12 protein-coding genes and 1 pseudogene are annotated in these 12856 nt (G+C 58.9%); 5 read left to right on the top strand and 8 right to left on the bottom strand.

The window, feature by feature from the left end; all coding sequences use genetic code 11:
- Positions 1–733: 733 nt before the first annotated feature.
- A complete protein-coding gene (locus HZZ16_RS12985) occupies positions 734–2398 on the top strand; it encodes a methyl-accepting chemotaxis protein (protein ID WP_197948846.1) in 1665 nt (554 codons plus the stop codon).
- A gap of 957 nt (positions 2399–3355) precedes the next feature.
- On the opposite strand, the gene HZZ16_RS12980 is transcribed toward HZZ16_RS12985, so the two are convergent.
- The gene (locus HZZ16_RS12980) at positions 3356–3550 is read right to left on the bottom strand and encodes a hypothetical protein (RefSeq protein ID WP_197948845.1); all 195 of its coding nucleotides are present in this window, start codon (positions 3548–3550) and stop codon (positions 3356–3358) included.
- 1028 nt (positions 3551–4578) lie between these two features.
- Positions 4579–4851, bottom strand: a complete 273-nt coding sequence (locus HZZ16_RS12975; protein ID WP_197948844.1) for a hypothetical protein — start codon at positions 4849–4851, stop codon at positions 4579–4581.
- A 366-nt stretch (positions 4852–5217) separates the two neighbouring features.
- Between HZZ16_RS12975 and HZZ16_RS12970 the strand changes: the two genes are divergently transcribed.
- The 3 genes from HZZ16_RS12970 (at position 5218) to HZZ16_RS12960 (ending at position 6687) form a co-directional block, all read left to right on the top strand.
- A complete protein-coding gene (locus HZZ16_RS12970; RefSeq protein ID WP_197948843.1) occupies positions 5218–5661 on the top strand; it encodes a hypothetical protein in 444 nt (147 codons plus the stop codon).
- A gap of 159 nt (positions 5662–5820) precedes the next feature.
- Positions 5821–6105 (top strand): hypothetical protein, encoded by a 285-nt coding sequence (locus tag HZZ16_RS12965; protein ID WP_197948842.1) that lies wholly within the window; start codon positions 5821–5823, stop codon positions 6103–6105.
- A gap of 135 nt (positions 6106–6240) precedes the next feature.
- Positions 6241–6687 carry a CHRD domain-containing protein gene (locus HZZ16_RS12960; RefSeq protein ID WP_197948841.1) on the top strand — a complete coding sequence of 149 codons (447 nt, stop codon included), beginning with the start codon at positions 6241–6243 and terminating at the stop codon, positions 6685–6687.
- A 53-nt stretch (positions 6688–6740) separates the two neighbouring features.
- Here HZZ16_RS12960 and HZZ16_RS12955 read toward each other — a convergent pair whose 3' ends face one another.
- From HZZ16_RS12955 to HZZ16_RS37915, 4 genes are all read right to left on the bottom strand, one after another.
- A complete protein-coding gene (locus HZZ16_RS12955) occupies positions 6741–7106 on the bottom strand; it encodes a VanZ family protein (RefSeq protein ID WP_197948840.1) in 366 nt (121 codons plus the stop codon).
- Between the two features lie 94 nt (positions 7107–7200).
- Positions 7201–8793, bottom strand: a complete 1593-nt coding sequence (locus tag HZZ16_RS12950; protein WP_197948839.1) for an EAL domain-containing protein — start codon at positions 8791–8793, stop codon at positions 7201–7203.
- A 245-nt stretch (positions 8794–9038) separates the two neighbouring features.
- Positions 9039–9203 (bottom strand): hypothetical protein, encoded by a 165-nt coding sequence (locus HZZ16_RS12945; RefSeq protein ID WP_197948838.1) that lies wholly within the window; start codon positions 9201–9203, stop codon positions 9039–9041.
- Between the two features lie 253 nt (positions 9204–9456).
- Positions 9457–9588, bottom strand: a complete 132-nt coding sequence (locus HZZ16_RS37915; RefSeq protein ID WP_283815804.1) for a hypothetical protein — start codon at positions 9586–9588, stop codon at positions 9457–9459.
- Positions 9589–10290: 702 nt separating this feature from the next.
- Between HZZ16_RS37915 and HZZ16_RS12940 the strand changes: the two are divergent.
- Positions 10291–11092 (top strand): annotated as a pseudogene (locus HZZ16_RS12940) (IS5 family transposase).
- Positions 11093–12356: 1264 nt separating this feature from the next.
- On the opposite strand, the gene HZZ16_RS12935 reads toward HZZ16_RS12940, so the two are convergent.
- Positions 12357–12572, bottom strand: a complete 216-nt coding sequence (locus tag HZZ16_RS12935; RefSeq protein ID WP_197948837.1) for a hypothetical protein — start codon at positions 12570–12572, stop codon at positions 12357–12359.
- 5 nt (positions 12573–12577) lie between these two features.
- On the bottom strand, positions 12578–12757 hold the full coding sequence (locus tag HZZ16_RS12930) for a hypothetical protein (RefSeq protein WP_197948836.1): 180 nt from the start codon (positions 12755–12757) through the stop codon (positions 12578–12580).
- Positions 12758–12856: the final 99 nt, after the last annotated feature.

The raw sequence follows: 12856 nt of genomic DNA, 5'->3' as shown, positions 1-12856 counted from the left end.
GAACGTAGAAGCCGCGTTGTTGAACCGCAGATCTGATCTCGTCACTGACTTTCCGAACCCGTTTTCTGCTCTTGCGCCACCTCTTGCCTGAGCAAGCCGGCGGTATGTGCGAGCCCAAACCTAGAACGAGCAAGCCGCCCGTCCCATTGCGATAGACGTCAAACATTTCGCCCCCGTTAATCCAAGATTAAATAGGTCTTTTAGTCACCTCAATGAGCCTGCTGCGCAACAAAGATGCTGCATAGGTTGCATCTCTGCTACAACATATACTCTATGTGAATTGCTGGAAAAATGGCGGTGTGGTGGCACCATCTATTTAGATTTCTGTTTGGATGTTGTTCGCATGCCACGCCAGCGCACCAATTCTGCTCTTGATCAATACGAGCTGGCCATCGATGAGATCGTCGCCGCTCGTGACGGTGACCTGCGCGGCTCAGTTAGAGCGCTGATGCTCTTGAATGAGCAATTGGAGCGGCAGTTGGAGCTTATGAGCTGGTTCAGTCATCCGAGCCCCCACTGCAATGAGACTAGTTTCGCTATCGCACACAAGGCCCGGTCAGCGATCGGCTTTGCTCCAGCCCTACTCGGATGGACGCGACGAGGGCAACAATCTTTAGCCAATCTTTGCAGCCGAGGCGTTTAGATTGAGGTATTCACGGCATCAACCCATGGATTAGGCGTTCCTTAACGCAACCGACACATTCTTTCTATATTGCTTAAAGAAGGATTTGCCATGTTTCGCTGGATCAATCGCGCTATTAAAGATGCGCTGGCCACCGCCCAAGCCGTCAACCGGTCGCAGGCCATTATCGAGTTCAAGCCGGACGGGACGATTTTGAAGGCGAATGACAACTTTCTCAAGGCGGTCGGCTATTCACTTGCGGAGATTGAAGGCAAGCACCACAGCATGTTGGTGCCCCGGGCTGAGCGCGAGCACTCGGATTACAACGAGTTCTGGACGCGTTTGTCACGCGGAGAGTTCCAGTCCGCCTGTTACAAGAGGATCAGGAAAGACGGATCGTCCATCTGGATTCAAGCCACGTATAACCCAATTTTCGGAAAGGATGGGAAGACGTACAAAGTCGTGAAATTTGCTACCGACATCAGCGCCCAGCACCTGCGTAACCTTGAGCACTCAGGCAAGATCGCTGCCGTAGACCGGGCGCAAGCAATTATCGAGTTCGATCTAGACGGTACCATCATCAGTGCGAACAACAACTTCCTTAAGGCGATGGGTTATGGCCTTTCCGAGATAGTCGGCAAGCACCATTCGATTTTCGTCGCACCAGAATTTGCAGCAAGCGCTGCGTACAAGGATGGATGGTCAAAGCTAAACCGGGGTGAGCTTGTCAGTGGCGAGTTCAAACGATTGGCGAAGGGCGGAAGTGAGGTTTGGATTCTGGCCTCGTACAATCCGATCTTCGATGAATCCGGCAAGCCGATTAGAGTGGTAAAGTTCGCAACCGACGTAACTAAGCAAAGACTGGAATCGGCGGACACGAAGGGGCAGATCGAAGCCATTCGTAAGTCACAAGCCGTGATTGAGTTTGCGATGGACGGCACCATTCAATGGGCCAACCAAAATTTCCTTGCCGCGATGGGCTACAAGCTGGAAGAGGTCCGGGGCAAGCACCACAGCATGTTTGTTGATCCTACGGAACGTAGCTTGTCCTCTTACCAGAACTTTTGGGATCGGCTTAGAAGGAGCGAATACCAGGCCGGTGAATTCAAGAGGCTTGCAAGAGGTGGCCGTGAAATATGGATCGAAGCATCTTACAATCCAATCCTTGATCCTAACGGCAAGCCTTTCAAGGTTGTGAAATACGCCACGGACGTGACCGAGAAGGCTGTTGCACGGATGAAAGCTGAAGAGGCTAAGGGGCTCATTCATTCGGTCGCGGCCGGCAGCGAGGAAATGTCAGCTTCCATCCGGGAGATTTCCGAAACGATGGTCAAAGCACGCAACGTTGTGGACATGGCTGTTAGTCGAGTCGAAGGCGCAGACGAGCAAGCGCAGCGCCTAACAATGGCCACCGATGCAATGGGCGGGATTGTCGAACTGATCGCTAACATCACCGGACAGATTAATCTTCTCGCGCTAAACGCAACTATCGAGTCTGCTCGCGCGGGCGAGGCCGGTCGCGGATTTGCGGTTGTCGCATCCGAAGTTAAAAGCCTGGCCAATCAAGCGAAGCAAGCTACTGACAAAATCAATGCCGAAATCTCTGCGCTGACCGGCGCGTCTGGTGACGTGCTCGGTGCTTTGAATGGAATCAAGTCGGCCATTGTAAACGTCGATGAATATGTCACCAGCACGGCCGCGGCAGTTGACGAACAAAGTGCAGTGACGGCGGACATGGCAGCTAACATGCAAAGGGCCGCACTGGCGTTGTCCTAAAACTCTGTCAGAACCGGTTCATGAGCAATTTCTTGTCCGCTTCCCCCTGGACCCGCCGGAAAAATCAAAGTTGACGCTGGATGAATTACCGCGGCGTTGAATACTCGATCCAGGAAAGCACCGCCCAGAACCTTTGGCGATGGAGCGTTATTGTAGGCGTGCCTCCTACGCTACGTATCGGACAAGAAGAGACGAGAGAGCGAGCCATCATTAGAGTTGAAAGTATTATCGATCGGGCTCTCGACAGACCTTGAGGCGTGCGCCGTGGGGAAACTCAACAAAGCTCAAGCCGGCTTGCGGGAGGCAAAAGAAAAGCCCCAGCGCAGGGCGTTTGCGCTAGGGCCTCATTCCGGTACCGGTCCACTCGTCGGCTAAGACCAGTGCACGAAGTGTTGCGCAAAAGGTTACAGAGCAGTTTACTTATTCGCCTCCGCTGCCATCTCAATTACATCAAGCTCTTGCTCTAGCTGCACTATGCCACCCCTCCCTAGCCCCAATCCCATTCGCCCCGGCGCCGAGCAGCGACTACTCAAATTGCGGCGACGTTTCCGCGCGGCATCAGCGCGCCGTGATCGCACCATTAAGGTGCAGTGGGCCATTGCGGCATTGAGCGCCCACGATGTGGCGCTTCGACGCCGGCTTTGCGCGAGCGGGCGGATTGATTTCCTACGGGTCGGACTTTCCTGCCTTGGGCTCGAATTGGGGCTCACTATGTGGACCGAATTCTGAGAGGCGCCAAAACGGCCGAGCTTCCTATCGAACAACCCACCAAATACCTGCTTGTCGTTAATCTCAAGTCAGCGGACCGACCCGCATTCATTTTTCAGGACTGCTGATGCGGCCCGCCGGCGGGCTATTGCTTCGAGATATCAAAGATCCTCAAGCATACGACATGGTAGCGCGGTTCTCGGCACTTCGCATTTAAGCAGGTTGAATTGGATGCTCCGACCACTCCTTTCAGACGAGCGGCGCCACTCTGCGCTTGCGTCGCCCATCTAGGCGCAGGCGGCGCATCAATTTCAGCCGCTCGGCCGTGAACTTCTCGATCTCAGTGGCGGCCGCTCTCGCGATTGACTTCCATCCTACAGGAATGGTCGCGTGCTCTCCCATCGCTTTGAGATCGTCCAAAACTTGTTGCGTGGTCGGCGGCATACATGTCGGCTCTCTAATGAAGTGCTTTCAGCGTTGGACCCCAGCTTTAGGGCTGGCAGTTGTCCACTCCCTTCAAGGCAAAAAAAGCCCGCCACACGGACGGGCTTCTTAGATGCGCTTCTCAGGACTTAATTGTCGTCTTGCCAAATTTCGAGAAGCGGTACCAACGCCAGGGATGCAAGGGTCATTGCAGTAACGACGCTCAAGACAATGCACACGACGAGAACGGTCATTTTCTGCCTCCTCTCGCTGCCCCTCGCTCTTAAGCATATGCCGTTAAGGCTTTGGCGACTTGCCATCCGTCAACAGATCAGCGCATTGCAGCATTCTCGTCATTTTCGCTCCCTCAGGGAGAGTGAGGAAGACAAGCCTTCTCCCGAAGTAATTGCACTCAGGCGCTGCGAGGGTGTCCTCAAAAAAGTGGCTTCTGGCGCCCCGTCCGATCTAGTTCGCTCCTTTCAAGGCTTTGGGCTTGGCGACGATGGCGGCAAAGTTACCTCCCAGGGTCTTCTTCCATCGCTATCTCGGTCCCACGGACGCTTCGACTTGTCGGCCTTCTCTGCCTCTTTGTCCCGTGCGCGATCAGCCTTGATCTGATCGTGGATCGAAAGTTCGCTGGGTTTTGCGTCCGGAACAGGTGTTTGTGCTGCTCCGGCTGATGACCAGAGGGCGAGTAAAGTGACGATGATGGCTGTTTTCATCCCTGCCAGTAACATGTTTTCAGCGCCCCGTGCGATCTAGTTTGCTCACTCCTTTCAGGACATCGGCTCGCGGTCCAGATCTTCGGGGCGGATTGAAGGGCCATCCCTTCTGTGCCGACAGGCAGAGCACACAAGCTCGGTCGGTTGAAGGCCCTGTCTCGGTCGGGAGATGATGCGCATCGACATCGGCCAATGCTTGCAGCGTGGACACTTGATAAGGAGTCTGCCGGTACCAGTCATGGTTGTATGCTAACCAAGCTCCGCGCTGATCGACAAATGGGCGATGACATTAACCTAACTGATCAAGCTTAATGGCTGCCCACTCCCTCAGGGGTTGCGAACCAGTCTCACCGGCAGCTTCACCATCGCCATTCCCGGGGCTTCACCATTAAGCGCGCGCATCATTCCGATGCGCGCCATCATCGCCGGGCCGCCGCGCTCGGCAACCAGGAGCAGCGCCTCGGTCGCGGCCTGCCACTCCGGCCGTTGCTGGATCTTCGCCGGCAGCGCCGCGATATAGTTGCCGGAATCGAGCAGCGTCGGCAGCTTGTCGCCGCCAGGCAGCGCGATCGGGTCGTCGAAGCGCGTGGACCAGGGCATCTGATAACCGTCGTGGGCGGCTAGAGTTTTTGCTCAATTAGTTTGATGCCTATTATTTGTCAGGGAGACTGTTGAAGTGATCCGGATCGCGCACCGTGTAGGAGCGATCATTGGCATAGTCGCCAGTTCCTGCAGACGCTCGGGCTGAGCTCGGTCGCCACCACGCGCCGCGTCGAAGTCGTGGAAGCGGCTGACGACGGCATCGAATTGTTTTGACGTCGCTGTGCGCCGCCGCGTGCGGGCCGCGGAAATTTGACGGATTGATTTTGCGGGGCGTTAACCGTGGCGGAATGCTCGCAGTGTCGGTCATTGTCGCGCCGCAAGCTTCGTTGCAAATACGCGTGGAAATTACGGGTGGATGTTTCCATGCTGAAAGAGGGCAAATACGCGGCGTGGTTCAGAACCGCGCACGCGCAAGGCACCGGTATCGTGCATCTGGCCCAGGGACGGATCTCGGGCAGTGACAGCTTCTTCAGCTATGACGGCTCCTATCAGTTCGACAACGACCGGCATTTCACGGCCGTCCTGACCACGCGGCGACATGCCGACGGGCCGCCGACCGTGTTCGGGCTCGACGAGGTCGAGGTCGAGCTCTCCGGCGTTTATAGCGGGGCGATGGCGACCTGTTCGGGAACGGCCCGGCAAGCGCCTGACGTGAAATTCGAAGCGACGCTGATCTACAGCCAGGAAGAGCCGCCGGCTCCCGACGCCCGGGGCGCGGTCGTGAAGCTCAAGGCCGACAAGCCGCCGAAGAGGCTCGACAGCCGTTCACGGCCGCGGCATCCGTTCACGACCGGCTCGCCCAAGTGACAGTGGATCGGCAACAAACTGTGCCGGTCCACCCGGGCTCGCGTCTGCGCCGCGCTTAGCATTGCGTTGACGTTGTTGGCTCGAATTCGCGCTGCAGCAACTCTGCCTTTAGATGCGAGAGCTATCCAGTCTGCGATCGATCAAGCGTGGTGGAAGAACATGCCTCAAATCTGGATGACATATGACGAACTCGGCGCGCTTTGCGGCTGCGATGCCGTGGAGGCGAGGGACTGCGCCATCCATTTGTCGCTCGATCGTCGCAGGAGTCGCGACGGTGCAACGCGCGTCAAGCTCGATCTGGCGCTGACGGCCAAGTTCTTTGCATCCGTCCGCGAGGCGGATTTCGATCTCGACTGCGCCATCGAAGCGCTGCACGACACCCACCGGAAGATGGCCGAGCTCCTGGTTCCCTCCGAGCGTCACACGAGGCGCGGGGCGGCTTGAGCCGGCGCGTGATGCGCTTGCGAAGGCTAATTCCCGCGAGCGTTGTCCCGAATCAGCATAAACTCTGCGGTGGAATGTCTGGCATTCCTCGGTGTTTTCATCGCGGGGACCAGCGAAATCCGCAGGAGGAAATGCATGAGCAAAGCCGTGGGTCGACGGTCCGTGGCACTGTTGGGGGCGTTAGCGCTGGTCGGAGGCGTTAGCGCGACAAGCGGAACGGCAGGTGCGGAGGTCGTGAAGCTGCAGGCGGAACTCAAGGGAAGCAATGAAGTGCCGCCGAACAGCTCGACCGGGTCGGGCAAGGCGGAGGCGAGCTATGACACCGAAACGAAGGTCCTGACCTACGTCGTCACCTTCACCGGGCTGACGGGACCGGCGATAGGGGCGCATTTTCACGGCCCCGGCGAGGCCGGGAAGAATGCCGGCATCGCCCTGCCGTTCAAGACGGCGCAAAGCCCGATCGAAGGCAGTGCCACCCTCACCGAGGCGCAGGCGTCGGATCTGCTCGCCGGCAAATGGTACGCGAACATTCACACGGCCGCGAACCCAGGCGGCGAGTTGCGCGGCCAGATGATGAAGTGAGGACCGGGTCGCCCGATCGTTCCGCCGAAGACATCGAGGCCATGCGCGTCGCTTCAGGAAGGTGGTCTGGGCAGGAACGCCAGGATTATCTGGGCGAGCATGACGCCCGCGGTGCCCCCTGCCGCCTTCTGCAACACGTCGAGGAAGCCCGGATCGCGGTCGGGTATGAACGCTTGCATCAGCTCCAGCCCCATGGCGACCGCAATCACGAGCGAGCAAGCGAGGCTAAACCGTCCCGGCAGCAGGAACGATAACAGGAAGCCGAGCAGGCCATAGGCGCTGAAGCGCTCGATCACGACGACCCAATAGGCCTCGTGGTGACCCATGAGCGCAGGCCGGCCTGACAGCTTTGCCAGCGTGGCATAGACGATCAGCGCCAGACAGATGCTCGCGGCCGCTATGAGGTGGCTCCTGCGCATGGTGCCAACATACAAGCTTGCTCGCCGCTCCGGTTCGAAAGCCGAAAACATCGTTAGAAAGTATCGTTAAAGCCTCTGCGGCGATGGCGGCCAGTCAGGCCACCAAAGCCGTCGTACCGGATGTCGCCGCGTCCGGCTGCGCAGCCCGACGCGACTCGATGAGCTCATTGAATTTTGCGGCGGGCAGCGGCGGTGCAACTAGATAGCCCTGACCTTCCTCGACACCGGAGGCGAGCAATGCGCGGAGCTGCTCCTCGGTCTCGATGCCTTCGGCGACCACGCTCATATTGAGGTCCTTGGCGAGCGCCACCAGCATTTCCACGATCGTGGTCGTCGATGCGTCCACCGTGATCGTGTCCACGAAGAACTTGTCGATCTTGATCGTATCGGCGCCGAGGCCCTTCAGCCGTGACAGTCCGCTATGGCCGACACCGACGTCGTCGATGGCAACGCGGAAGCCGCGGTCCCGCAGCTCGGCCACGACCGAAGCGGCGCGCGCGAGATCATCCAATTCATCGCGCTCGGTGATCTCGACCACGATCTGTCGCGCGGAGACGCGTGCCGTCAGAACCATGCGCCGCAGCGTTTCGACGAAGCCGGCACTCAGGAGGTGCTTGGGCACGACATTCAGCGACAGCTTGAAATTCTTGTCGGCCCTGAGCAATGGCCGCAGCTCGGTGAGCGCCGATCCCAGGATCTGCCAGGTCATCGCCTGGATGCGTCCGCTGGATTCGGCGAGCGGAATGAAGTTCATCGGCGGGACCACCGAGCCATCGCGGCGCAGCCAGCGCGCCAGGATTTCGCAGCCCTTGATCCGACCTGTCCGGAGATCGAAGATCGGTTGGTAATACGGCTTGAATTCGCCGGCCGTCAGGGCCCGGTCGAGATCGGCGACTGGCCCTTCCATGCGGCGGCTGCGCGCCAGCAGGATGCCGAAGATCGCGCCAAGTCCGAGGGCCACTGCGAGCGTGGGCCAATAGGCCTCGTTGTTCCAGCTCGACAGCACCGCGTGCTCGAGCCGGATCGCGGCATGAAGCGGGAGCCGAGCGGACGTGCGCTCGAAGCTGATCGGCGCTGGCACAGACTTGCCGGCCTCGGTCTGGAATTCGCCGAGCTTCTCGCCATTGCTCAAGGCGAGGATCACCTGGCTGTGCGCGCGCAGCTCGGCGGGCATGATATCGAAGAGGCTGGCGTTGACGCCGACAATGGCGACGAGCGCGGAGCTGCCATTGACGTCCCTGAGCACGCCCAAGGCGTCGCCGCCGAACTGCTCGACGCGGAACAGCGAAAGCGTCTTGTCGCGCGAAGGCAGCATGTCGCGGCGATCCGCCCATCCCTTGTCGAATTCAAGCGTCTCGGAATAGGCCGAGCAGATCACCGAGCCGTCCGGCTTGACCAGGCGGACGTCCTTGATCGCCGAGCGCTGGTAGACGTGCAGGCGGATGGCTTGCAGCGCCGCCGGCTCGCAGCTGGCGAAATTGCGCCGCGCGAGCTCATCCAGGCTGCCCGCCGCAAAATCGACCGCAAGCTCCGATCGGCGCAGAACCACCTCGGTGAGCTCATTGAGCTGATGCGCCTGCTGCTGGCGGATGACGGTCCCGGCGGCGAAATGGCCCGCCAAGGCGAACGCCATCATGCTCGCAAGCACGAGCGCCACAAACGGGAGGTCTGGTCGCGGCACTCTCATCCGACTCAGGCGAAAACAGGCGGGCGGAAATTCAAGCAATGGAGATTGATCCTAGCCAGCGGGGGCTAAGATAGGGTTTAACGGAAAGACCGGCCCGAAGGGCCCGCCTGAGCAATGCCCCGGGCCGATGGTCTGGCGGCGGATCGGACGATCGGCCGCGCCTTCCAAGGGAACGAGGACGTCCAGCTACGGAACCAGCCCCGGGATGGGGCCCCGAAGAGGACGCACAACCTTTCGATCAGCCCTCACTGTCCGAGGCGATGGTGCACGGGAACGACCCCGGGATAACGACGGCTGGACCTGTCGATGCGGGGCGCCGCGGCATCGGGAGTCGCCCGCAGCCGCAGCACCACGAAGGCGATGTTGATGGCCAGCCAGACCAGGACTGCGGAAATGGCAAGGTGGAGCACTGCCGGACCCTCGCCGTGAGAGCCGGATCAACATCCCAAGGTTGATCTGGTTCCTCCCACCACGCGACGGCTTTGCCGCGCTGCCTGACGGCCTACCGAAAATCCGAAAGATCTGTCTGTGCTTGGCCAGCGGCTGGAGAAAGCTCAGCGCTGGAATTTGCGAAGCCGCTTTTGCGCTTTGGCCTCCGTGACGGCCCGTTGGACTGCAGCGGCCGTACATGAAACCGAGGTGAGCGCCGCTTCACTTCTAAGATCAGCTCTTCTTAGCCGCTTTCGACTTCAACGAAAGACCAAGCCGCAACGCCATGCGCTTGATCGCATCAGGCGAGCGTCCGAGAGCTTTCGCTGCCTGCTCCAGCGAGACTGAAGACTTGGCCAGCTCCATGAGCCGGCGATCCTCCTTGAACGACCAGGGCCTGCGCGCCATAACCGAAATGATCCTCTCGTCGACACAACGACAAAGCCGCCAAGCGGACCCATGTTCGCTCGACGGCTTTGCTTGGGTGGGGCCGAGCTTGGGGGAGCCCGGTGCGAGAGATGGATAAGCAATCGCTGGGAGTTCGCAACAAACAACGCGGATTAAGCTAACCGCTCAACCTTACCGACGAATGCGGCGCGGCAGGCTCCGTAATATCACGGGGATTTGCGTCAGCCGAGGCCAAGAGGCGCTTCGTTAGCCGCGATCGAGCATAACCAACGAACATCCCCGTAAGTCCGAAACCCCGCGGCGACGCCAGCCGAGTTTGCGTTCGATCTTGCCTGGATCCATTCGTGGGAAAGATTGAGGCCGGGCGGCCGGCCAAGCGCCTTGCGGTGCCGGATGAGACTTCGTCGAGCATGCGGCAGATGCGCCCGATCACTTCGAGACCAGCACACTCGTAACGCGCGCGGATGTGGTAGCTCTCGCTGACTTGCCCGCGCTCGACGACTAACGTCGGTCCTTGCGCCTAGCAATCATTGACGATCTTCATATCCCTCGCAGCGTGGGTCGCCCCGCCTCACCTGAGAGCCTGACCGGAAAATAAAGTTGAGTGATTTCAGTCCGTTGTGATTCCTTCGTGTTTGCGAAGATCGAGGGGAGCACAACATGAGTTGGACTGAAATCACCCGCGAACGATATCGGCGTGACGGACTTCGTTATGCAAGCGACATGACGGATGCGGAGTGGAATTTGATCGAGCGGCTGATGCCTTCGCGATGCCGGCGTGGTCGGCCGCGGGAGATCAGCCTGCGCGTGATCTTGAACGCAATCCTCTACATCGCAGCCAGCGGCTGCCAGTGGCGAGCGCTGCCGAAGGACTTTCCGCCGTGTTCGACGGTTCAGTATTACTTCTACAAGTGGCGTGGTTCTGGCTTGTGGCGCACGATCAACGACGCCCTGGTGCGGCGAATGCGCGAACGGCAAGGACGCAAACCTACTCCGACGGCTGGGATTATCGACAGCCAGAGCGTGAAAACCACGGAAAGTGGCGGTCCAAGCGGGTTTGACATGGCCAAGCGGATCAAGGGACGCAAGCGCCACATCGTGACCGACACCGAGGGCTCGTTACTTGCCGTGCAGGTGCATGCCGCCAACATTCAGGACAATCATGGCGCGGTCTCGCTGCTGCGGATCGTCGGCCGAATGTTTCCCAAGCTACGTCACCTCTTCGCCGATCGCATGGACCATTGAATCCGTCACCCGTTCGCAGAGTGTAGGAACGTTCAAAGCCGAGCCACGACGCGTCTATCGCGGTCCAAAGCTGCTCTGGGTCGTCGAGCGTAAATTTGCCTGGTTCGGACGCAATCGACGGCTCGCCAAAGACTTCGAAGCAACCATCGCAAGTGCGGAAGCTTGGGTTCTGATCGCGAGCATCCGCCTGTTATCCCGTCGCCTCGCGAGATCCTGATATGCCAATGACCTATTTTGAGTCAGACTCTGAGGAATCTCATCCAGCGGCGGAAACAGTGGTGCAGGAGTGTTGATTCCCATACGGAGGTGGTGAACGGAAGCAGGCCTTGCCGCCAGCGGCGACCTAATACGGCTTTCCGCCGATCGCATGGATGTATTGAATGTCATCAGACGACGAGGCTTGTCCTGACGAGTGCCTCTCGGGCTGCAACCCCAACTATTGAGGATATTGCGATAGAGAAAAGGCGAGAGATAAGCGAATCTGGGACGTCCTTCAGACTGTCGCAGGGAGCCGCGGCAGAGCAGCCATTCGGCAATTATCAGCTGCCAGGCACCGCCGCGACCTTTTCGGTTGTGACCAGCTCCGGGAGGACTGGCGAAAGCTATTGTTGGCGAGAAATTCCTAATTCTCTTTGTAGTTGTGGCGAGAGCCCCATGGCGCCTTCGCTTCGTCCCTGCCCGACTCCCGAATTTTTTGGCGCTGTAGGGTTATTCGAGGGAGGCGTCGACGACGGTTTAGAAGCATTGGGCACGTTGGAAGTGCTACCGCTGTAGGCACTTCGCGTCGTCGTCGCGTATGTGCCCTGTGCCTCGGCAGGCAGGGATGTTCCGATCAATATGGCTCCAGCCAAGAGCACGCCGTATCTGCTCATCATAGTCTCTATCCAATTCACGACGCCAATAGTATGACCGGAGGCTCGCCGCTTCCAGCCGAACTTTTGGGCCCCTCGTGCGGAAAGTCCACGGTTTCGGTAGGATCGTCGCAACAATCGAGCAGAGTTGCGAGACGATGAGCAAAAGGAGCACGACGTTGGTCTAGTCTCTTTGATCGCATTTGGAACAGATTGTTCAGCATCAAGCGTGCGACGGCGCGCCGGGCGCGAATCGCTTTAGCGACGTCACATTGTGGTCGCCGGATTGCATGAGAATTACGGGGCTGGGATGGCTACGGCAACATAAGGATCCCCCTTGACGTGTCTTACGCGGCATCTGTCAAATCCGAGCGAACGGGTGCAATAGCCGGCCGCAAACGAAGTCGCCACGATGATGATCAACAGGAAAAGCGCCGGGCCTTGAACAACACCGACACGTGGACGAGAGTGGGTGTCGTCAACTTGCGCTGCCGACATGAATCGTGGGTACTGGGTCCAGTGGAACGCGCTCTTGCGTTCGCGCTTCGCTGCTACCACCGTCCCAGAACGGCAGAACTCCCAAGAGCAACGCGCGCCGATATGCAGCGGGCAAAACCATGTCGTGCGCCATCAACGTGCCTTGGACGACGCAGTTTTCTTGAGTTGGGCCAGCCGCATCACGACCGAGCGCTCGGTACGCTCTAGTTTTGCGGCAATCAGTCGCGGCGATTCACCTGCGGCATTCAGCTCAAGTAGCAACGTTTCTTGATCTTCAGTCCAACGCGTATTCTTGTTGCGAGACATCGCAGCCTCGGCCATTCTCCTGCCGTTCAGATAATCCCGCATGGAAATCAAGGTTCCTGCATCTCAAGCAGCCAGCCGTAAGATCGTGTCATTGCGTCGGCGGCAGCTGCATCAAGACGGAGCAACTGCAACGCCGGCCCTCGAAACGTGTGTCCCTCTGCTTGTTCTTCGATCAATACGTTGCCTTGGATGTCAGCAGAATGTCGCTTTGCAAGATCGTTGCTCATGCCTAGCTGCGGCTTTTGGCAGGAACACGTCTGCAGGGTGGGGCGGCCTATCTATAACTTCGGTGTTTCGTCGCTCTGCGCCGCACGTCGCTTGGATCC

Source organism: Bradyrhizobium glycinis (genome assembly GCF_016031655.1).
In the GTDB taxonomy this organism is placed as follows: Bacteria; Pseudomonadota; Alphaproteobacteria; order Rhizobiales; family Xanthobacteraceae; genus Bradyrhizobium; species Bradyrhizobium glycinis.
The sequence above is the reverse complement of the archived record's forward strand: the minus strand, read 5'-3'. Positions and strand labels throughout refer to the sequence as shown.

What these genes read in the sequence shown, in the direction of transcription:
- HZZ16_RS12955 (WP_197948840.1), bottom strand. Translation starts at nt 7,106, where the DNA reads ATGCGCAGGAGCCACCTCATAGCGGCCGCGAGCATCTGTCTGGCGCTG.
- HZZ16_RS12970 (WP_197948843.1), top strand. Translation starts at nt 5,218, where the DNA reads ATGCTGAAAGAGGGCAAATACGCGGCGTGGTTCAGAACCGCGCACGCG.
- HZZ16_RS12965 (WP_197948842.1), top strand. Translation starts at nt 5,821, where the DNA reads ATGCCTCAAATCTGGATGACATATGACGAACTCGGCGCGCTTTGCGGC.
- HZZ16_RS12950 (WP_197948839.1), bottom strand. Translation starts at nt 8,793, where the DNA reads ATGAGAGTGCCGCGACCAGACCTCCCGTTTGTGGCGCTCGTGCTTGCG.
- HZZ16_RS12935 (WP_197948837.1), bottom strand. Translation starts at nt 12,572, where the DNA reads ATGCGGGATTATCTGAACGGCAGGAGAATGGCCGAGGCTGCGATGTCT.
- HZZ16_RS37915 (WP_283815804.1), bottom strand. Translation starts at nt 9,588, where the DNA reads ATGGAGCTGGCCAAGTCTTCAGTCTCGCTGGAGCAGGCAGCGAAAGCT.
- HZZ16_RS12985 (WP_197948846.1), top strand. Translation starts at nt 734, where the DNA reads ATGTTTCGCTGGATCAATCGCGCTATTAAAGATGCGCTGGCCACCGCC.
- HZZ16_RS12930 (WP_197948836.1), bottom strand. Translation starts at nt 12,757, where the DNA reads ATGAGCAACGATCTTGCAAAGCGACATTCTGCTGACATCCAAGGCAAC.
- HZZ16_RS12980 (WP_197948845.1), bottom strand. Translation starts at nt 3,550, where the DNA reads ATGCCGCCGACCACGCAACAAGTTTTGGACGATCTCAAAGCGATGGGA.
- HZZ16_RS12975 (WP_197948844.1), bottom strand. Translation starts at nt 4,851, where the DNA reads ATGCCCTGGTCCACGCGCTTCGACGACCCGATCGCGCTGCCTGGCGGC.
- HZZ16_RS12960 (WP_197948841.1), top strand. Translation starts at nt 6,241, where the DNA reads ATGAGCAAAGCCGTGGGTCGACGGTCCGTGGCACTGTTGGGGGCGTTA.